The 19,946-nt window shown below is 63.7% G+C and carries 18 protein-coding genes; 13 read left to right on the forward strand and 5 right to left on the reverse strand.

Annotation, left to right across the window (positions count from 1 at the left end):
• Window positions 1–98 precede the first annotated feature (98 nt).
• The 6 genes from BUQ73_RS24810 to BUQ73_RS24835 all read left to right on the forward strand — a co-directional run bounded on the left by BUQ73_RS24810 (window position 99) and on the right by BUQ73_RS24835 (window position 7,329).
• A complete protein-coding gene (locus BUQ73_RS24810) occupies window positions 99–1,454 on the forward strand; it encodes a M16 family metallopeptidase (protein WP_079230065.1) in 1,356 nt (451 codons plus the stop codon).
• Entirely contained in the window at window positions 1,447–2,931 is a 1,485-nt protein-coding gene (locus BUQ73_RS24815; protein ID WP_079230066.1) for a M16 family metallopeptidase, read from the forward strand. Before BUQ73_RS24810 ends, BUQ73_RS24815 begins: the two co-directional genes overlap by 8 nt.
• Window positions 2,931–3,533, forward strand: coding sequence for a 16S rRNA (guanine(966)-N(2))-methyltransferase RsmD (gene rsmD, locus BUQ73_RS24820; RefSeq protein WP_079230067.1), 603 nt, complete (start codon window positions 2,931–2,933; stop codon window positions 3,531–3,533). Before BUQ73_RS24815 ends, rsmD begins: the two co-directional genes overlap by 1 nt.
• 84 nt (window positions 3,534–3,617) lie before the next feature.
• Window positions 3,618–4,919 carry a M16 family metallopeptidase gene (locus tag BUQ73_RS24825; RefSeq protein WP_079230068.1) on the forward strand — a complete coding sequence of 434 codons (1,302 nt, stop codon included), beginning with the start codon at window positions 3,618–3,620 and terminating at the stop codon, window positions 4,917–4,919.
• Window positions 4,912–6,276, forward strand: a complete 1,365-nt coding sequence (locus BUQ73_RS24830) for a M16 family metallopeptidase (protein WP_079230069.1) — start codon at window positions 4,912–4,914, stop codon at window positions 6,274–6,276. The genes BUQ73_RS24825 and BUQ73_RS24830 overlap by 8 nt, the downstream gene beginning before the upstream one ends.
• A gap of 60 nt (window positions 6,277–6,336) precedes the next feature.
• Window positions 6,337–7,329 (forward strand): hydrolase, encoded by a 993-nt coding sequence (locus BUQ73_RS24835; protein WP_079230070.1) that lies wholly within the window; start codon window positions 6,337–6,339, stop codon window positions 7,327–7,329.
• Here the strand turns inward: BUQ73_RS24835 and BUQ73_RS24840 are convergent, their stop codons facing one another.
• Both BUQ73_RS24840 and BUQ73_RS24845 read right to left on the reverse strand, forming a co-directional pair.
• Window positions 7,330–8,184, reverse strand: a complete 855-nt coding sequence (locus tag BUQ73_RS24840; RefSeq protein ID WP_079230071.1) for a sulfurtransferase — start codon at window positions 8,182–8,184, stop codon at window positions 7,330–7,332.
• 34 nt (window positions 8,185–8,218) lie between these two features.
• Window positions 8,219–8,884 carry a TetR/AcrR family transcriptional regulator gene (locus BUQ73_RS24845; protein ID WP_079230072.1) on the reverse strand — a complete coding sequence of 222 codons (666 nt, stop codon included), beginning with the start codon at window positions 8,882–8,884 and terminating at the stop codon, window positions 8,219–8,221.
• 152 nt (window positions 8,885–9,036) lie between these two features.
• On the opposite strand from BUQ73_RS24845, the gene BUQ73_RS24850 reads away from it, so the two are divergent.
• The 5 genes from BUQ73_RS24850 to BUQ73_RS24870 all read left to right on the forward strand — a co-directional run bounded on the left by BUQ73_RS24850 (window position 9,037) and on the right by BUQ73_RS24870 (window position 13,519).
• Complete coding sequence (locus BUQ73_RS24850; protein ID WP_079230073.1) at window positions 9,037–10,467, forward strand: coniferyl aldehyde dehydrogenase; 1,431 nt, start codon at window positions 9,037–9,039, stop codon at window positions 10,465–10,467.
• The gene (locus tag BUQ73_RS24855; RefSeq protein WP_079230074.1) at window positions 10,467–10,952 is read left to right on the forward strand and encodes a twin-arginine translocation pathway signal protein; all 486 of its coding nucleotides are present in this window, start codon (window positions 10,467–10,469) and stop codon (window positions 10,950–10,952) included. The genes BUQ73_RS24850 and BUQ73_RS24855 overlap by 1 nt, the downstream gene beginning before the upstream one ends.
• A gap of 17 nt (window positions 10,953–10,969) precedes the next feature.
• Complete coding sequence (locus BUQ73_RS24860) at window positions 10,970–12,568, forward strand: GMC family oxidoreductase (RefSeq protein ID WP_079230075.1); 1,599 nt, start codon at window positions 10,970–10,972, stop codon at window positions 12,566–12,568.
• A 111-nt stretch (window positions 12,569–12,679) separates the two neighbouring features.
• The gene (gene coaD / locus BUQ73_RS24865) at window positions 12,680–13,159 is read left to right on the forward strand and encodes a pantetheine-phosphate adenylyltransferase (RefSeq protein WP_027920955.1); all 480 of its coding nucleotides are present in this window, start codon (window positions 12,680–12,682) and stop codon (window positions 13,157–13,159) included.
• Between the two features lie 108 nt (window positions 13,160–13,267).
• Window positions 13,268–13,519: a YfhL family 4Fe-4S dicluster ferredoxin gene (locus BUQ73_RS24870; RefSeq protein WP_008095804.1), complete on the forward strand. Its 252-nt coding sequence runs from the start codon at window positions 13,268–13,270 to the stop codon at window positions 13,517–13,519.
• 134 nt (window positions 13,520–13,653) lie between these two features.
• Here BUQ73_RS24870 and mutM read toward each other — a convergent pair whose 3' ends face one another.
• The gene (gene mutM, locus BUQ73_RS24875; RefSeq protein WP_079230076.1) at window positions 13,654–14,466 is read right to left on the reverse strand and encodes a bifunctional DNA-formamidopyrimidine glycosylase/DNA-(apurinic or apyrimidinic site) lyase; all 813 of its coding nucleotides are present in this window, start codon (window positions 14,464–14,466) and stop codon (window positions 13,654–13,656) included.
• Window positions 14,467–14,469: 3 nt separating this feature from the next.
• Complete coding sequence (locus tag BUQ73_RS24880; RefSeq protein WP_192858730.1) at window positions 14,470–15,288, reverse strand: HDOD domain-containing protein; 819 nt, start codon at window positions 15,286–15,288, stop codon at window positions 14,470–14,472.
• A gap of 294 nt (window positions 15,289–15,582) precedes the next feature.
• Between BUQ73_RS24880 and BUQ73_RS24885 the strand changes: the two genes are divergently transcribed.
• The gene (locus BUQ73_RS24885; RefSeq protein ID WP_027920952.1) at window positions 15,583–16,779 is read left to right on the forward strand and encodes a class I SAM-dependent rRNA methyltransferase; all 1,197 of its coding nucleotides are present in this window, start codon (window positions 15,583–15,585) and stop codon (window positions 16,777–16,779) included.
• 39 nt (window positions 16,780–16,818) lie between these two features.
• Here BUQ73_RS24885 and BUQ73_RS24890 read toward each other — a convergent pair whose 3' ends face one another.
• Window positions 16,819–17,493: a magnesium transporter gene (locus tag BUQ73_RS24890; protein WP_237772731.1), complete on the reverse strand. Its 675-nt coding sequence runs from the start codon at window positions 17,491–17,493 to the stop codon at window positions 16,819–16,821.
• 479 nt (window positions 17,494–17,972) lie between these two features.
• Between BUQ73_RS24890 and ilvD the strand changes: the two genes are divergently transcribed.
• Window positions 17,973–19,814, forward strand: a complete 1,842-nt coding sequence (gene ilvD / locus BUQ73_RS24895; RefSeq protein ID WP_079230078.1) for a dihydroxy-acid dehydratase — start codon at window positions 17,973–17,975, stop codon at window positions 19,812–19,814.
• The last annotated feature ends 132 nt before the right edge of the window (window positions 19,815–19,946 follow it).

The following is a 19,946-nucleotide window of genomic DNA, read 5'->3' on the forward strand; positions in this document are numbered from 1 at the left end:
GGCGACAGGCATGGTCGCCAGGCAACCGGATCAGTATCCTAGCACCTCCTGGCCCGTCGACGCTAAACCAGCGGGCCGCCGAACAGGTTAATCACCGTATGAATGCTCTAGCCCGCCGCGCCGCTGGCCTGTTGCTCAGCACGCTCTGCCTGCCGCTCGTGGCTTTCGCCGCCGACGTGCAACCCACCCACGAATTCATCCTCGACAACGGCCTGAAAGTGGTGGTGCGCGAAGACCATCGCGCCCCGGTGGTGGTGTCGCAGATCTGGTACAAGGTCGGCTCCAGCTACGAGACCCCGGGGCAGACCGGCTTGTCCCATGCCTTGGAACACATGATGTTCAAGGGCAGCGCCAAGATCGGCCCCGGCGAGGCCTCGCGCATCCTGCGTGACCTCGGCGCGGAAGAAAACGCCTTTACCAGCGACGACTACACCGCCTATTACCAGGTGCTGGCCCGCGACCGCCTGCCAGTGGCACTGGAGCTGGAAGCCGACCGCCTGGCGAGCTTGCGCCTGCCTGCCGACGAGTTCGCCCGCGAAATCGAGGTGATCAAGGAAGAGCGCCGCCTGCGCACCGACGACCAGCCAAGCTCCAAGGCTTTCGAGCTGTTCCGTGCCATGGCCTTCCCGGCCAGCGGTTACCACACCCCGACCATCGGTTGGATGGCCGACCTTGAGCGCATGAAGGTCGAGGAGCTGCGCCACTGGTACGAATCCTGGTACGCGCCGAACAACGCCACCCTGGTGGTGGTCGGCGATGTCACCGCCGATGAAATGAAAGGTCTGGCGCAGAAGTACTTCGGCAGCATTCCCAAGCGGGCCGTGCCTGCGGCCAAGCTGCCGCTGGAGCTCGCCGAGCCAGGCCAGCGCCTGCTGACGCTGCACGTGCGCACCCAGCTGCCGAGCCTGATCTACGGTTTCAACGTGCCGAGCCTGGCAACCACCAAAGACCCGCGCACCGTGCACGCCCTGCGGCTGATCTCGGCCCTGCTCGACGGCGGCTACAGCGCGCGCATGCCGGCACGCCTTGAACGTGGCCAGGAACTGGTGGCCGGAGCCTCGTCCAGCTACAACGCCTTCACCCGTGGCGACAGCCTGTTCCTGATCTCGGCCACGCCAAACGTGCAGAAGCAGAAGACCCTGGCCGACGTCGAAAAAGGCGTCTGGCAGCTGCTCGACGAGCTCAAGACCACGCCGCCCAGCGCCGAAGAGCTGGAACGCGTGCGTGCCCAGGTCATCGCCGGCCTGGTTTACGACCGCGACTCCATCAGCAGCCAGGCCACCACCATCGGCCAGCTGGAGACAGTCGGCCTGTCGTGGAAGCTGATCGACAGCGAGCTGGACGAACTCAAGCGCGTCACCCCGGAAGACGTGCAGAACGCCGCACGCACCTACTTCACCCGCGAACGCCTGAGCGTTGCCCATGTACTGCCCGAGGAGTCCGCTCATGAGTGATCGCAGCGCACCACGCTACACCCTGATCGGCACAGGCATCATCGCGCTGGTAGTGGCCGTGGCCGCCGTGCTCGCCCGCCCGGCTCACTCCGAGGCCGAAAGCAGCGCCGCACGCCCGGCCAACACCTTGCAATCGCTGGCCGAGCTGGACGGCAAGGCGCCCAGCCGGCGCCAGCTGAACATCCAGAACTGGACCACCGCCGAAGGTGCCCGCGTGCTGTTCGTCGAAGCCCGCGAGCTGCCGATGTTCGACCTGCGCGTGACTTTCGCCGCAGGCAGCAGCCAGGACGGCAACACCCCTGGCCTGGCCACCCTGACCAACGCCATGCTCAACGAGGGTGTTGCCGGCAAGGATGTGACCGCAATCGCCGAGGGCTTCGAAGGCCTTGGCGCCGATTTCGGCAATGGCTCCTACCGTGACATGGCCGTGGCCTCGCTGCGCAGCCTGAGCGCCAAGGACAAACGCGAGCCGGCGCTCAAGCTGTTCGCCGAAGTGGCCGGCAAGCCGACCTTCCCTGAAGACGCCCTGAAACGCATCAAGAACCAGCTGCTGGCCGGCTTCGAGTATGAGAAACAAAACCCTGGCAAGATCGCCGGCAAGGCGCTGTTCAGCAAGCTCTACGGCGACCACCCTTACGCTCAGCCAAGCGATGGCAGCGCCGAGAGCGTGCCAGGCATCAGCCTTGAGCAACTGCGTGCTTTCCACGCCAAGGCCTATGCCGCTGGCAACGCGGTAATCGCCCTGGTGGGCGACCTCAGCCGCGAGGAAGCCGAGGCGGTCGCCGCCCAGGTGTCCGCCGCCCTGCCCAAAGGCCCGGCGCTAGCCAAACCGGCCCAGCCGGTTGAACCCAAGGCCGGTGCCACCCATATCGACTTCCCGAGCAAGCAGACTCACCTGATGCTGGCCGAACTCGGTATCGATCGCCAGGACCCGGACTGGCCGGCCCTGTCGCTGGGCAACCAGATCCTCGGCGGCGGCGCTTTCGGCACCCGCCTGATGAGCGAGGTCCGCGAGAAGCGTGGCTTGACCTACGGCGTATACTCGGTGTTCAGCCCGATGCAGGTGCGTGGCCCGTTCATGATCAACCTGCAGACCCGTGCCGAGCTCAGCGAAGGCACGCTCAAGCTGGTACAGGACATCCTCGCCGACTACCTCAAGAGCGGCCCGACCCAGCAAGAGCTGGACGACGCCAAGCGCGAACTGGCCGGCAGCTTCCCGCTGTCCAATGCCAGCAATGCCAGCATCGTCGGCCAACTGGGTGCCATCGGTTTCTACAACCTGCCACTGACCTGGCTGGAAGACTTCATGCAGCAGTCCCAGGCGCTGACCGTTGAACAGGTCAAGGCGGCGATGAACAAGCATCTGGCAGCCGATAAGCTGGTGATCGTCACCGTTGGCCCGAAAGTGCCACAAAAGCCACTGCCTGCCCCCACTGATAAGCCGTCCGAGCAACCGCTCGGCGTACCGGAGCACTAATGCCTAGATCCACCCCTCCCGCCCGCCCGCAGCAGGGCCAAAGCAAGGGCCAGGGTCACCTGCGCATCATCGCCGGCGAGTGGCGCAGCCGCCGCCTGGCGGTACCGGAAGGCGAAGGCCTGCGCCCAACCCCTGACCGCGTGCGCGAAACCGTATTTAACTGGCTGGCGCCCCATATCGAAGGCGCCCGGGTGTTGGACGCCTTCACCGGCAGCGGCGCCCTGGTGCTGGAGGCACTGTCCCGTGGCGCCGAGGATGCCGTGGCGCTGGACAGCAACCCGGCGGCCATTGCCAACCTGAAGAACAACCTCGAGATCCTGCGCTGCCCACGCGGGCAGATCTTGCAGACCGACGCCCTGCGCTACCTGCAGAGCCCGGCCAAACAGCAGTTCGATGTGGTGTTCCTCGACCCGCCGTTCCACCAGGACCTGCTGGCCAATACCTGCAACCTGCTGGAACAGAACCAGTGGTTGCGCGAACAGGCGTGGATCTACACCGAAAGCGAGGCCGCTCCGTCGACGCTGCCGATGCCCGGCAACTGGCGCCTGCACCGCGAGAAGAAGACCGGCCAGGTCCACTACGCGCTCTGGCAACGGGGCTGATCCGGTAAGCCGTATTTAGTTACCGCAAACCTTCTGCCAGCATGGTTGAAGCTGCTCCCAGGTTCTTGCTGGAGCACTTCAACCATGATCGACCGCCCTTCTGCGCCCATCCAGGGCAGCACCGTACAATCATTCACCCTTTCCAATGGCCTGCGTATCTACCTGCGTGAAGACCATCGCGCCCCGCTGGTCAGTGTGCAGTTGTGCTATCACGTTGGATCGAGCTACGAGCCAGCCGGCCATACCGGTCTTTCCCATGCCCTGGAGCATCTGCTGTTCGAAGGCAGCAGCAAACTGACAAGTGGTCAATATTCGTCTGTCATGACTCGCCTCGGCGGCGAGCCGAATGCCTTCACCTCTACCGATGCCACGGTCTTTCCGCTGACCCTGCCAGGCAGTCGGCTCGAAATTGCTCTGGAGGCCATGGCCGACGTCATGGCGAGCGCCACGATCAGCGATACACCTTTCGCTCGCGAACTGGACGTGGTCATGGCCGAGCGCCGAGAACAAGTCGACAACAACCCCTTTTCACTGGCGCTGGAGCATCACCATTTACTGGCGTATGGAAGATACGGCTATGGCACGCCAATCATTGGCCACAAGGCTGACCTTGAGCACCTGACCCCGGCCGCCGCCCGAACCTGGTACCAAAGCTGGTACCACCCAAACAATGCCACGCTGGCAGTAGCCGGTGACATCACCCTGCCACGGCTGCAAACCTTGGTAATGCGGCACTTTGCAAACATTGCCGCCAATCGACTGCCGGCCCGAATGACTCCCTCGGCGCCGCCACTGCAAGCTCGCCGCCATCAGACGCTGCGCCTGCCAGGCCTTAACACAGGCACCATCCTCAGTTTCAACCTTCCCAGCCAATGTACCGCCCGGTCTGGCGAGCAAGCCTACGCATTGCGGCTACTGCCCGATCTGCTGGCCAACGGACATAGCAGCGTCCTGCAACGCCTGCTGGTTCTGGATGACCCTGTTCTTCGTAGCCTGAGATCAGCCTACGAACCTTGGCAGCGCGGTGACAGCTTGCTGGCGCTCTACGCATTTTGCAGCCCTCAGATAACGCCGGAGATCGCTGCCGAAAGGCTGATGCTGGAAATCGAAGCATTTCGCCAGTCGGCCCCCTCCAGGGACGACTTGGAACGTGCCAAGGCTCGCTTGCTGGCAAGGCAGGTGTTCGAAAAGGATGACATCAGCAACCAAGCGCAGGCCATCGGCAAGCAAGCTGTCTGCGGCCTGGACCCGATTGCGCTGGCAGATGAACGACAAGCCATCGAAGCCGTGACAGCCGAGCAGGTCGGCCAGGTAGCCCTTGAGTTCCTGACCGATTCCCGCTCTGCCATGACTTTCATGCACCACAAGGAAAGCGCTCATGCATGACTCGACTCCAGATACCACCCAGACCAACAACATTTACGGCGGCCTGGTCTCTGCCCAGGGGCTCGACCTGGATCAGTTCGAGTCCATCCAGACTCAGGTACAAGCCTGGACGACGGAAGCGGGTACAGGCGTGAAATTCGTCGAAGCCCGCGGGTTACCAATTGTCGATGTAGTACTGAGGTTCAAGGCCGGCACTGTTCAGGACACTGCCCACTCGGGCCTGGCAGCCTTGACGCTGTACATGCTCGATGAGGGCAGCCATCAGTACACAGCCGCGCAGCAGGCCGAACACCTCGAGCGCCTGGGAGCGATCTTCGAAAAGCAGATCCGTCTGGAGCATGCGACGCTGAGCCTGCGCAGCTTGAGTACCCAGGCCGTGCTGGCACCTGCCATGGCGCTTTTCACCGACCTCGTGGCACATCCTGCTTTCCTCTCCTCGGCTCTGGACAAGATCAAGCGCCAGTTGCTGCAGAGCAGCGCCTCACGCGAGCGGCGCGCTGTTTTGAGGGCGCGTAGCGAAGCCTTCCGCCACCTGTTCAGTGGCCATCCCTATGGTTGCCCACTGGGTAGCACCGAACAAGGCGTATCGGCGGTCACCACAGACGACTTGCGGACATTCCACCAACGCGCCTACTCCGCCAGCAACCTGGAGATGGTCGTGGTTGGAGACCTTTCCCTCGCTGAAGCTCAGGCACTCTCACGGCAGATCAGCCAGGCTTTACCTCAGGGCTGGTCGGCAACAGATTTGCCAACTGTCCCGGCCGCCGCCCGCGCGACCCTGCACGTCGAACAGCCTGGTGCGAGCAGTGCCGTCCTGCTGGCGCTCCCTTTGAACGTGCCCGCCAATGATCCACAGTTCCCCGCCCTGGTACTGGCCAGCGATGTACTGGGAGAAGGGCTTGAATCGCGCCTGATGGTGGAGCTTCGCCAACGCCGCGGCCTCACCTACGGCGTGCATACCCGTGTATCGCCATTACGGGCAGGCGGGTTGTTCACCGCCGAATGGGAAGTCGCACCGGCGCATGTGCAAGGTTCTCAGGAACTGGTAGTGACTCTGCTGCGCGACTTCATCGAGCAAGGGCCGACCCAGGCCGAATTGCAAGTGGCACGCAAACAACTGGAAGGGCAATTGCTGCGCGGTGTCGCTCAGAACAAGCGCCTGGCAGCGCTGCTCACGGAGTTGACCCATCAACGTCAACCTGAGGATCATCTCAACACCTACATCGAGCGCATCAACCAGCTGACGCCGGCAGATGTCCGCGCCGCCGTGCAGCGTCATCTCGACCTAAGCTACACCGTACAGGTCAGTGTCGGCCCAAGCGTCGAGCAACAACCTCTGCCAGCCCCCGACCAATAGCGCAGGTACAGCGGCGGGGTTTCATGGCACTCTAAGCAGGCATATCACGAGTCGCCCAGCATGCCCAGTCTCACCGCCACGTTCCGCCCGGCCATCGGCCTGTCAAACCCCCACCTGCAGACCCTGTGGGGGCCACTGTGGCGCAGGCTGCCGGAGCTGGAACGCCGCCGCGAACGCCTGTGGCTGGCCGATGGCGATTTTCTCGACCTCGACTGGCATGGGCCACATAGCCCGGATGCGCCGCTTGTGCTGGTGCTGCATGGCCTGACCGGCTCATCCCACTCGCCCTACGTCAAAGGCTTGCAACAATCGTTGCAAGCCCGCGGCTGGGCCAGCGTAGCGGTGAACTGGCGCGGCTGTTCGGGCGAGCCGAACCTGCTACCGCGCAGCTACCACTCTGGTGCCAGCGAAGACCTCGCCGAGGTGGTCGCTCACCTGCACGCCCAACGCCCATCGGCTCCGTTGTATGCCGTCGGCTATTCACTCGGTGGCAATGTATTGCTCAAGTACCTGGGGGAAAGTGGTTCAGCCAGCCAGTTGCAGGCAGCCGTGGCAGTTTCGGTACCGTTTCGTCTGGACCAGTGCGCCGACCGCATAGGCCAGGGCTTTTCCAAGGTTTACCAGGCGCACTTCATGCGCGAGATGATGGCCTACGTACAGGTGAAACAACGGCACTTCCGCGACCATGGGCACCACGAAGGGCTGGCCGCGCTCGACCGGCTGGGGCCATTGGGCAGGCTGAAGACATTCTGGGATTTCGACGGCAAGGTCACCGCGCCGCTCAACGGTTTCAACGATGCCCACGATTATTATCGCCGCTCATCGAGCCGGTTCTATCTGGGGGAAAACCGCACGCCGACACTGATCATCCACTCCACCGATGACCCGTTCGTGTTCGGCCACAGCCTGCCCACGGCCAGTGAACTGGCACCGCAGACGCAGTTCGAGTTGCATGAGCGGGGTGGGCATGTGGGGTTTGTCGACGGCAGCCTGCGCAATCCGGGTTATTACCTGGAGCGGCGGATTCCGCAGTGGCTGCTCGACGGTCAGTGATTACTCGCCAGTCGCCACGCCATGCTTGGGATCATTTATCCATTCGCTCCACGACCCGGCGTACAGTTTGCCTAACGGATACCCCGCCAGCGCCAGGGCAAACAGGTTATGGCATGCCGTCACCCCAGACCCGCAGTAGGCCACCAGTTGCTCTGGCGAACGCCCTGCCAGCTTTTCAGCAAAGCGCTGCTTGAGCTGCTCCGGCGCCAGGAAGCGACCGTCAGCTGCGAGGTTTTCGTTGAAGGCCGCGCACTGGGCCCCCGGAATGTGCCCGGCAATCGGATCGATCGGCTCCACCTCACCGCGAAAGCGCGGCAACGCACGGGCATCGATCAGGGTCAGGTCAGGGCTGCCCAGGCGCTTGGCCAGGTGCTCGGCGTCGATCAACAGCTTGGCGTCTGGTTCACCGCAGAAGGTCCCCTCGCGCTTGGCAGGGGCATCCAGACTCAGCGGCAGATGCGCCGCATGCCAGGCCTTGAGCCCACCATCAAGGATCGCCACATCGCTGCGCTTGCCCAGCCAGACCAGCAGCCACCAGGCCCTGGCGGCAAAAGCGCCCGGCCCATCGTCGTAAAGCACCACTTCGCTGTCGTCGTCCAGGCCCCATTCGCGCAGGCGCTCGACCAACCGGTGCGGGTCGGGCAACGGGTGGCGGCCGGTGCGGCCCTTGCTGACCGGCCCGCTCAAGTCACGCTCCAGGTCGGCAAAGTGCGCACCGGCGATATGCCCCTCGGCATAGCTGCGTTGACCGTAATCCACATCCTCCAGGGCAAAACGACAATCCAGGATCACCAGCTTGGGCGAGTCCAGACGCTCGGCCAGCTGTTGCGGGGTGATCAATTGCGCAAGGGGCATGACAATCTCCTGATCGATGGCACGAAGGCCCTGGCTACTGTTCCAGGGCCTGATTGAAAGGAACGTGGAATTCCTGGCACAGGGCGTCCACGGCGCTGCGGGCGTTGTGGGTGACGAAACCAAGCTCCAGCACCAGCACCTGATAGACGCCGCGCTTGAAGGCTTCTTCACCCAGATGCGCGGAATGTTCACGCGTAGTGCTGAGAAAGCGCACCCACGAGGTCAGAACGATCCAGGCATTGATGGTCAGTGACTCGATCTGCGCAGCTTCCATGGCCAGGATCCCGGCATCGACGAAGCCGCGGTAGATGGCCTGGCCCTGGCGCAGGCAGCGCTCGGAGAAGCGCCGATAGCGTGCCGCCAGTTCAGGGTCGCTTTCCAGCAGGTGTTCAAGGTCACGGTGCAGGAAACGGTAGTTCCACATCGCCGCAAGCAGCGCCTTGAGGTAGAAGCGCTTGTCCTCGACCGTGGCCATGCGGCCCTGCGGCGGGCGCAGGAAGCTGTCCACCAGCGCTTCGTACTGGCTGAACAGCACGGCGATGATCGCCTGCTTGTTGGGGAAGTGGTAGTACAGGTTGCCGGGCGATATTTCCATGTGCGCGGCAATGTGGTTGGTACTGACGCTGCGTTCGCCCTGCTGGTTGAACAGCTCCAGGCTGTTCTGCACGATGCGCTCTTGGGTCTTCATGCGCGGGGCCATGCTCAGCTCCCAGTCTGCGGGCTTTCGATAAGGGAGCCATCTTACGGTGAATCACCCCACGGGTGCACCGTTGCTCCCGGTGAAAAAAGTCGCACCATGGTACGAGTTAGAGTATAGGCTCTAGGAACTTCGAGCCCAGACGAGAGACCGCCGTGACCTCGCCCATCGCCTTGCCTCCTGTGCATTCCGACACCGACCTTGAAGCGACGTTCGCCGCTCAGCGCCAGGCCTTTGCCGGCAACCCCATGCCACCAGCGGCGCAGCGGCGGCAGTGGCTGAAAAGCCTGCGCGAAGCGTTGCTGGCGGACCAGCAAGCGCTGATCGAAGCAATCGATGCCGACTTCAGCGGCCGCAGTGCCGACGAAACGCTGTTGGCCGAGCTGCTGCCGTCGGTGCAAGGCATTCGCCATGCCGAGCGCCACCTGCAGCGCTGGATGCGCCCGGCCCGGCGTGCCGTGGGCCTGGCCTTCCAGCCGGCCAGCGCCCGAGTGCTGTACCAGCCGCTGGGCGTGGTGGGCATCATCGTGCCATGGAACTACCCGCTGTTTCTCGCCATTGGCCCGCTGACCGGAGCCCTGGCTGCTGGCAACCGGGTCATGCTCAAGCTCAGCGAGTCCACCCCGGCCAGCGCGCTGGCGCTTAAAGCCTTGCTGGAACGGGTGTTTCCCGAGGACCTGGTCAGCGTGGTGCTGGGCGAAGTCGAGGTTGGCCAGGCGTTCGCCAAGCTGCCCTTCGACCACTTGCTGTTCACCGGCGCCACCAGCATCGGCCGCCAGGTCATGCTGGCAGCCGCGCAGAATCTGACCCCGGTGACGCTTGAGCTGGGCGGCAAATCACCTGCCATCGTCTCGGCCAACGTACCGTTGGACACCGCCGCCGAGCGCATCGCTTTCGGCAAGACGCTCAACGCCGGGCAGACCTGCGTCGCCCCCGACTACGTGCTGGTGCCGCGTGACCGCCTGAACGACTTCGCCGACGCCTACCGCAACGCTGTGAAGCGCATGTACCCACGTATCGCCGAAAACCCCGACTACAGCGCCATTATCAACCCACGGCAGTTGCAACGCCTGCAGCACCTGCTGGACGACGCCCGCGGCAAGGGTGCCCAGGTGCTCGACCTGTACCCCGACGAGACGCGCCAGGGCCGGCGCCTGCCACCGCACCTGCTGACCGGGGTCAACGACGGCATGCAGGTCATGCAGGACGAAATCTTCGGCCCGCTGCTGCCGCTGGTGCCTTACGACCACCTCGACGATGCCCTGGCGTACATAAATCAACGCCCTCGCCCATTGGCGCTGTATTACTTCGGCTACGACCGTGGCGAGCAGCAGCACGTGCTGCAGCACAGCCATTCCGGCGGCGTGTGCCTGAACGATACCCTCTTGCATGTGGCCCAGGACGACTTGCCGTTCGGCGGGGTCGGCCCTTCCGGCATGGGCCATTACCATGGCCACGAGGGCTTCCAGACCTTCAGCAAGGCCAAGGCAGTGCTGGCCAAGCAGCGCCTGAATGCCGCACGGCTGATCTACCCGCCCTATGGCAAAGCCTTGCAGCGTCTGGTCTACAAGCTGTTCATCCGCTGATGCAGCGCCGCGACCTGCTGCGCTTCAGCCTGGGCGCCAGCCTTTTCCTGAGCACCGCCAGCCTGGTCGGCTGCAGCAAGCAAACGCCCGCAGCCAGTTTTCAGGTGCTGCGTGACGATGACTTGCCGGCCCTGCTTGCGCTGATTCCGGTGGTGCTCGCCGGCACTGCGGCGAGCGACCAGCTGGTGCTACACAGCCTTGATCACAAGCTGGCAGCACTGTCCCCGGAAATGCTCAAGCTCACTCGGCAATTGTTCGATGTGCTCAACCTGCCGCTGACCCGCGGCCCGCTGACTGGAGTCTGGGGCGGCTGGAAGCAAGCCAGCGGCGAGCAAGTAACGGCGTTTCTGCAGCGTTGGCAGGACAGCTCGCTCAACCTGCTGCGCATGGGCCATGCCTCGCTGCTGCAACTGCTGCAAATGGCCTGGTACGAGTGCCCACAAGCCTGGGCGGCCTGCGGCTACCCCGGCCCACCCAAGATCTGACAACAAGAGCATCTTCAATGCCTGTAACCGACCCGTTTCGCCAAGGCCTCGAACGTGGCTGGATCACCCATGACGGCTCACGCCTGGAGCAAGACCTGACGCTGGAGACCGATATCGCCGTGATCGGCAGTGGTGCCGGTGGCGCCACCAGCGCGCAGATGCTCAGCGCAGCAGGCTTCAAGGTATTGCTGATCGAGGAAGGCCCGCTGAAGACCAGCAGCGACTTCCATCTGCTGGAGAACGAGGCCTACGCCAGCCTGTACCAGGAAGGCCTGGGGCGGATGAGCAAGGACGGCGCCATCACCATTCTGCAGGGCCGTGCAGTCGGCGGGACCACGCTGATCAACTGGACCTCGAGCTTTCGCACGCCCACGCAAACACTGGCGCACTGGGCCACAGCGCATGGAGTAACGGGCCTGGGTGAGAAAGCAATGCAGCCCTGGTTCGAGCGCATCGAGCACGACCTGGGCATCACGCCCTGGGCACTGCCAGCAAATGCCAACAACGATGTACTGCGGCGAGGCTGTGAACAACTCGGCTATCGCTGGGCGGTGATCCCGCGCAATGTGCGTGGCTGCTGGAACCTCGGCTACTGCGGCATGGGCTGCCCGGTCAACGCCAAGCAATCGATGCTGGTCACACGCATTCCGGCGACCCTGGAAAATGGCGGAGAGCTGCTCTACCTCGCACGTGCCGAACGCTTTGAACACAATGGCGAACGTATCGCCCGGTTGCAGTGCCAGGCGCTGGATGCTCAGGGCGTACACCCCACTGGCCGGCAGATCAGCGTGCGCGCCCGCCACTACATCTTGGCCGGTGGCGGTATCAACAGCCCGGCCCTGCTGCTGCGCTCCAAAGCACCCGACCCGCACGGCCGCCTGGGTAAACGGACCTTCCTGCACCTGGTCAACTTCAGCGCAGCACGTTTCGACACGCGCATCGACCCGTACTACGGCGCCCCACAATCGATCTACAGCGACCACTTCCAGTGGCAAGACGGCGTCGACGGGCCAGTGGGCTACAAGCTGGAAGTGCCACCCTTGCATCCGGCCCTGGCCAGCACCCTGCTCGGCGGCTACGGCAGCGAAAATGCCAGGCGCATGGCCGAACTCCCCCACACCCACGTGATGCTGGCATTGCTGCGAGACGGTTTTCACCCCGAAAGCACGGGTGGCGCGGTGGAGCTGCGCGGGGACGGCTCGCCGGTGCTGGATTACCCGGTAACCGACTACCTGCGCGAAGGCCTGCGCCGCGCCTTCCACAGCATGGCGCAAATCCAGTTCGCTGCAGGCGCCGCGCAGGTTACCCCGGTGCACAGTGATGCCAGCGCCGCAGCCAGCCTTGATGAGGCCCGACGCATGATCGACGCCTTGCGCCTGGAGCCGTTTCGCACCCGCCTGGGCAGCGCCCATGTCATGGGGGGTTGTGCAATGGGGGAGGACCCGCGCCAGGCGGTATGCGACAGCCTGGGCCGCCACCATCAGCTGGAAAACCTGTCGATTCATGACGGTTCGCTGTTCCCCACCAGCATCGGCGCCAACCCGCAGTTGTCGGTCTATGCCATCAGCGCCATGCTCAGCGACGCCTTGGCCACCCGCCTGGCACAGAGTGCATGACAACAAATACACGCCCTGTCTATAGTGCCATCAGCCGGCCGCATGACTTGGCCGGGCGCAATCGCTGCGCTACCATCCGACTCCCCAACGCACTCCAGCCAGGATGACGCGATGAACCGAGTGTTGTACCCGGGTACTTTCGACCCCATTACCAAAGGCCATGGCGACCTGGTCGAGCGCGCTTCGCGCCTGTTCGACCACGTGATCATCGCGGTGGCGGCCAGCCCGAAGAAAAACCCCCTGTTCCCATTGGAGCAACGGGTCGAGCTAGCCCGTGAGGTCACCAAGCACCTGCCCAATGTCGAAGTCATCGGCTTCTCCTCGCTGCTGGCGCACTTCGCCAAGGAACAGGGTGCGAACGTGTTCCTGCGCGGCCTGCGCGCGGTGTCGGACTTCGAGTACGAGTTCCAGCTGGCGAACATGAACCGGCAGCTGGCGCCCGACGTCGAGAGCCTGTTCCTCACGCCTTCGGAACGTTATTCGTTCATTTCCTCGACGCTGGTGCGGGAAATAGCCGCATTGGGCGGAGATATCACCAAATTCGTCCACCCCGTGGTGGCCGAGGCGCTGACCGAACGCTTCAAGAAGTAACCTTGCGCACCTGATCATCGCGCCCGCGTGCACTGCGGGCGCGAATGCGGCACAATTGTGCCCAAAGCGTTGAACATGCCCGGGCGATGCGCCCCGGCCGGAGTCCCCATGTCCCTGATCATCACCGACGATTGCATCAACTGCGACGTCTGCGAACCCGAGTGCCCGAACGAGGCCATCTCCCAAGGCGAAGAGATCTACGTGATCGACCCTAACCTGTGCACCCAGTGCGTGGGTCACTACGACGAGCCGCAGTGCCAGCAGGTCTGCCCGGTCGACTGCATCCCGCTGGATGAAGCCCACCCGGAAACCGAAGACGAACTGATGGCCAAGTACCGCCGGATCACTGGCAAGGCCTGATCACTGCCTGGCAAGGGCTTCGCCTTTGTTCGCGGGTAAACCCGCTCCCACAGGTACGGCGCAGGCCTTGAGGGCAGCGCAATCCTGTGGGAGCGGGTTTACCCGCGAACAGGGCCGCACAGAGGCCCCCGGCGCTAACGCTGGCAGCGCGGGCAGAACACGCTCGCCCGCTGCCCTAGCTTCACCTCGCGCAGGGCCGTGCCACACAGCTTGCACGGCTGACCGCCTCGCCCGTAGACGAACAATTCCTGCTGGAAGTACCCCGGCTGCCCGTCGCCGCCGATGAAATCACGCAAGGTCGTCCCGCCCTGCTCGATGGCCGCCGCCAGTATCCGTTTGATCTCGATCGCCAGTTTCAGATAACGCGCCCGGGAAATCCCGCCCGCCTCGCGGCGTGGGTCGATTCCTGCAGCGAACAGCGCCTCGGTCGCGTAGATGTTGCCCACCCCCACCACCACCGCGTTGTCCATGATGAAGGGCTTGACCGCCATCGAGCGCCCGCGCGACAGCTGGAACAACCGTTCACCGTCGAACAGGTCGGTCAGCGGCTCCGGCCCCAGGCGCAACAGCAGTTCGTGGTTGAACGGGTCGAGGCTCCAGAGCATGGCGCCGAACCGCCGTGGGTCGGTGTAACGCAGCATCAGCCCCGATTCCAGCTCGATGTCGACATGTTCGTGCTTGGCCGCTGGCAAGCCCAACTCCACCAGGCGCAGGTTGCCCGACATGCCCAGATGACTGATCAAGGTACCGACCTCGGCGTTGATCAACAGGTACTTGGCCCGCCGCTCGACGCTAACGATGCGCTGCCCGGACAGGCGCACATCGAGGTCCTCGGGGATCGGCCAGCGCAGGCGCCGGTCACGCACCACCACGCGGCTGACGCGCTGGCCTTCCAGGTGCGGCGCTATTCCGCGTCGTGTGGTTTCGACTTCAGGTAATTCCGGCATTGATCAGTGCCCGCCCAGCTCGCGAATGTTCTGTTTCAGGTTCTCGAAGTCGTAATCCGACAAGCCGATATAGTCCAGCACCAGGGGGCCGACCACACGCCACTCGTGGTCGACGCTCTGGTTGCCCAGCACACGGTACGAGGCGCAGATGTGCTCTGCCATCTTCAGCACGGCCAGCAGGTTCTTCAACTGGCTCTGGGTATTGCGCGACGAGTCCTCGCGGAAGATCGCCAGGGCATTGTGGTGGTTGGCGATGGCCGCGCTGATGTGCTCCGGCAGGCGCCAGGACTTGGCCGTGAAGTAGCCAACCACAGAATGGTTGGTGTTGAAGGCGCGGTTCTCGGTATCGACCACGCGGGTTTCCTCACCGGTCTTGGCGTAAGCATCTTCCAGTACCTGCATGTACTCGGGGAAGCGCTTGAGCATCAGCGGCACGCCGCAGTCGTGGAACAGGCCGAGGGTGTAGGCTTCGTCAGCAGCCTGGATACCCGTGCGCTTGGCCAGGGTCAGGCAAGTCATGGCCACGTCCTGAGCGGTGTCCCAGAAGCGGTTGAGGGTGACGATGGTCTCGTCGGTCATCTCGCCCTTGATCGACTGCGCATTGATCAGATTGATGATCGAACGGCTGCCCAGCAGGTTCACCGCGCGCTGGATCGAGCCGATCTTGTTCGCCAGGCCGAAATGCGGCGAGTTGACCAGCTTGAGCAAGGCACCGGCCAGACCCGGGTCCTGGGAAATCAGCTTGGCGATGGTGTCCAGGTCCGGGTCGGGCATGTACTGCTCGAACTGCAGGTCGACCATGATCTGCGGTTGCGGCGGAATGGTGATGCCTTGCAAGGCTTGCTGGATCTGTTCGGCGCTGAGTTCTTGGGACATGCGTGCACACTCGTGAAGGACCGGGGGATTCTACCCCCCTTACGCGCCAGGCGACCAACCACTGAATCACTGTGGGAGCGGCCTTGCGTCGCGAAAGGGGCGCGTAGCGGCCCCAGGTGCTTCGCAGCAGAAACTGCCGGGGCCGCTATGCGGCCCTTTCGCGACGCAAGGCCGCTCCTGCAAGGGACGCGCAGGCAGCCAACAGGCTATAATCCCGCTCTTTTTTCCCGGAGCGACGTCATGTCCCTGCCCAGCCTTCGCCTCAAAGCCAATGCCGACCGCCGCCTGCGCGCCGGCCACCTGTGGGTCTACAGCAACGAAGTCGACGTCTCTGCGACCCCGCTGCAAGGCTTCCAGGCCGGCCAGCAGGCAGTGCTCGAAGCTGCCAACGGCAAGCCGCTGGGTATCGTCGCACTGAGCCCGAACAACCTGATCTGCGCCCGCCTGCTGTCGCGTGACATCAAGCTGCCGCTGGACAAGTCGTTGCTGGTGCACCGCCTGAACGTGGCCTTGTCCCTACGCGAGCGCCTGTTCGACAAGCCGTGCTACCGCCTGGTGTACGGCGATTCCGACCTGCTGCCGGGCCTGGTGGTAGACCGCTTCTTCGACATCCTCGTAGTGCAACTGGCCTCGGCCACCATGGAAGCGCACAAGGATGACGTGATTGCCGCCCTGATTCAGGTGCTCAAGCCCAGCGGCATTCTGTTCAAGAACGACTCCGCCGCCCGCGACGCCGAAGGCCTGCAGCGCTACGTCGAAACCGTCTACGGCGAAGTGCCGGACTGGGTCCCGCTGGAAGAAAACGGCGTCAAGTTCGAAGCCCCGGTACGCGAAGGCCAGAAGACCGGCTGGTTCTACGACCACCGCATGAACCGCGCGCGCCTGGCTCCCTACGTCAAAGGCAAGCGCGTGCTCGACCTGTTCAGCTACATCGGTGGCTGGGGCGTGCAGGCCGGCGCATTCGGCGCCAGCGAAGTGTTCTGCGTCGATGCGTCGGGCTTTGCCCTGGATGGTGTCGAGCGTAACGCTGCGCTGAACGGCATCAGCGAGAAGCTGACCTGCATTGAAGGCGACGTGTTCGAGGCCCTGCGCGAGCTCAAGGCCGCCGAAGAACGCTTCGACGTGATCATTGCCGACCCACCCGCCTTCATCAAGCGCAAGAAGGACCTGAAAAATGGCGAAGCGGCTTATCGCCGTCTCAACGAACAGGCCATGCGCATGCTAAACAAGGACGGCATCCTGGTCAGCGCCTCGTGCTCGATGCACCTGCCCGAGGACGACTTGAACAACATCCTGCTGACCAGCGCCCGCCACCTGGACCGCAACCTGCAGTTGCTCGAACGCGGCGGCCAGGGCCCGGACCACCCAGTGCACCCGGCAATCGCCGAAACCCGCTACATCAAGAGCATCACCTGCCGCTTGCTGCCAAACAGCTGATTCACTGCCTTGGGGTCGCTGCGCGACCCCAGGCGCACATCAGATATCCAGCACGTACGACGCGATCCCGAAATACACCAGCACCCCCGCCGCATCGGCGATCGAGGTCACCAGCGGCCCACTGGCCGTCGCCGGGTCGATCTTTAGCTTGGTGAACATGAACGGCAGGCTCATGCCGATCAGGCTGCCCAGCAAAACGATCACCAACATGCTGCTGGCAACGATCAGCGCAATATCCGCCCCACCCCGTAACGCACCCAGCGATGCCACCGCCAGCGCCATGGTGCCGCCCAGCGCCAGTGCCACACCACACTCACGTGCCAGCATGCGCATCCATTCGCCCATGACCACCTCGCCCGTTGCCAGGCCCCGTACCATCAGGGTTGCGGACTGCGCCCCGGCATTCCCCCCGCTGTCCACCAGCAACGGCAGGAAGAACACCAGCACGATATGCGCGGCGATGGTTTCTTCAAAGGCGGCGATGCCAGCGCCGGAAAACAGATTGCCGAACACCAGCAGCACCAGCCACAGAACCCGCTTGCGGTACAGCAGGCCGACAGTGGCATTGCGCAGGTTACCGACGTGATTGGTGATCGATGCACCTTTGTGGAAGTCTTCGGTCGCCTCCTGGCGCAGTTTATCCAGCGCTTCGCTGGTCTGGCCGTGCGAGAGCGGTTGTTTGCAGCGGATGCAGTTTGTGCAGACAGAGTACATACGAGTCTCCAGGCGCCGACGCAGGCACCCGCAAGCCTCGAACTCCGAGGTTCAAGCCTTCGCAAGCCCTGGCGGCGACGCGCTCAGTGCCAATTTACAAGTTCGCGGTGAACTGAAACTGGGAAGGTCCATTGAAGTGATTTCTCGTGAAGCCGCACATGCGGCGCGGCGGATGATAGCCAGCATGGCTGGCAAGGTCGGCCCCGAAGCCAGCATTTCGGAAGCGTCCTACAAGCAGCCGGGAATACCTCCCAAACCACCGTCCAGACACATCTTCATTCCCTCGCAGCGCCAGCGGTGTAGAATCGGCCTATTCATCGCCAGTCATCCCCGGCGGGTTTATGAGCTCTGGCCAAGCACGCGGCGATCCCGCGCGGTCTTCGGCCCCATCCGTGCCAGTGGCAACCGGCCTGCGGCGCAAAGGACAAGAGAAGCTCACTCCCCTATTTGTGACCTGATTAAGCCGCCAGGAGTGTTTCATGCCTGATTATCGTTCCAAGACTTCCACCCAAGGCCGCAACATGGCCGGCGCCCGTGCCCTGTGGCGCGCCACCGGGATGAAGGACGAAGACTTCAAGAAACCGATCATCGCCATCGCCAACTCGTTCACCCAGTTCGTCCCGGGCCACGTGCACCTGAAGGACCTGGGCCAGCTGGTCGCCCGCGAAATCGAACGCGCCGGTGGCGTGGCCAAGGAATTCAACACCATCGCAGTCGATGACGGCATCGCCATGGGCCACGACGGCATGCTGTACTCGCTGCCCAGCCGCGAAATCATCGCCGACGCCGTCGAGTACATGGTCAACGCCCACTGCGCCGACGCCATCGTCTGCATCTCCAACTGCGACAAGATCACCCCCGGCATGCTGATGGCCGCCCTGCGCCTGAACATCCCGGTGATCTTCGTTTCCGGCGGCCCGATGGAAGCCGGCAAGACCAAGCTGGCCAGCCACGGCCTGGACCTGGTCGACGCCATGGTCATCGCCGCCGACTCCACGGCCTCCGACGAGAAGGTCGCCGAGTACGAGCGCAGCGCTTGCCCGACTTGCGGTTCGTGCTCCGGCATGTTCACCGCCAACTCGATGAACTGCCTGACCGAAGCCTTGGGCCTCGCCCTGCCGGGTAACGGTTCGACCCTGGCCACCCACTCCGACCGCGAGCAGCTGTTCCTCACCGCCGGCCGCACCATCGTCGAGCTGTGCAAGCGCTACTACCAGGAGAACGACGAGTCGGTGCTGCCGCGCAGCATCGCCAACTTCAAGGCGTTCGAGAACGCCATGATGCTCGACATCGCCATGGGCGGCTCGACCAATACCATCCTGCACCTGCTGGCGGCAGCCCAGGAAGGTGAAGTCGAGTTCGACCTGCGCGACATCGACCGCCTGTCGCGCAAAGTGCCGCAGCTGTGCAAGGTGGCGCCGAACATCCAGAAGTACCACATGGAAGACGTGCACCGCGCCGGCGGCATCTTCAGCATCCTCGGTTCGCTGGCCCGCGGCGGCCTGCTGCATACCGACCTGCCGACCGTGCACAGCCGCAGCATGGAAGAAGCCATCGCCAAGTGGGACATCACCCAGACCGATGACGAAGCTGTGCACACCTTCTTCAAGGCAGGCCCGGCCGGCATCCCGACCCAGACCGCATTCAGCCAGTCTACCCGTTGGGAAACCCTCGACGACGACCGTGAAAACGGCTGTATCCGCAGCTTCGAGCACGCCTACTCGCAAGAAGGCGGCCTGGCTGTGCTGTACGGCAACATCGCCCTGGACGGCTGCGTGGTGAAAACCGCTGGCGTCGACGAGTCGATCCACGTGTTCGAGGGCACCGCGAAGATCTTCGAGAGCCAGGACAGCGCCGTGCGCGGCATCCTCGCCGACGAAGTGAAGGCCGGCGACATCGTGATCATCCGTTACGAAGGCCCGAAAGGCGGCCCGGGCATGCAAGAGATGCTCTACCCGACCTCGTACCTGAAGTCCAAGGGCCTAGGCAAGGCTTGTGCCCTGCTCACCGACGGCCGCTTCTCGGGCGGCACTTCGGGCCTGTCGATCGGCCACGCCTCGCCTGAAGCGGCCGCTGGCGGCGCCATCGGCCTGGTGCGCGACGGCGACAAAGTGCTGATCGACATCCCGAACCGTTCGATCAACCTGCTGGTCAGCGACGAAGAGCTGGCTCACCGCCGCATCGAGCAGGACAAGAAAGGCTGGAAGCCGGTTGAAGTACGTCCACGCAAGGTGACCACCGCGCTGAAGGCCTACGCCCTGCTGGCGACCAGTGCCGACAAGGGTGCTGTGCGTAACAAGGCAATGCTCGAAGGGCTGTGAGGCTCTGACAGTGTGAAAGAAAAACCGGCGCCCTGGCGCCGGTTTTTTTATGCCTGTACCGGCCCTTTCGCGGGCAAGCCCGCTCCCACAGTGAAACTTGGAAGCTGCAGAATCCCTATTGGGAGCGGGTTT

This window comes from Pseudomonas putida (assembly GCF_002025705.1).
Lineage (GTDB): Bacteria > Pseudomonadota > Gammaproteobacteria > Pseudomonadales > Pseudomonadaceae > Aquipseudomonas > Aquipseudomonas putida_J.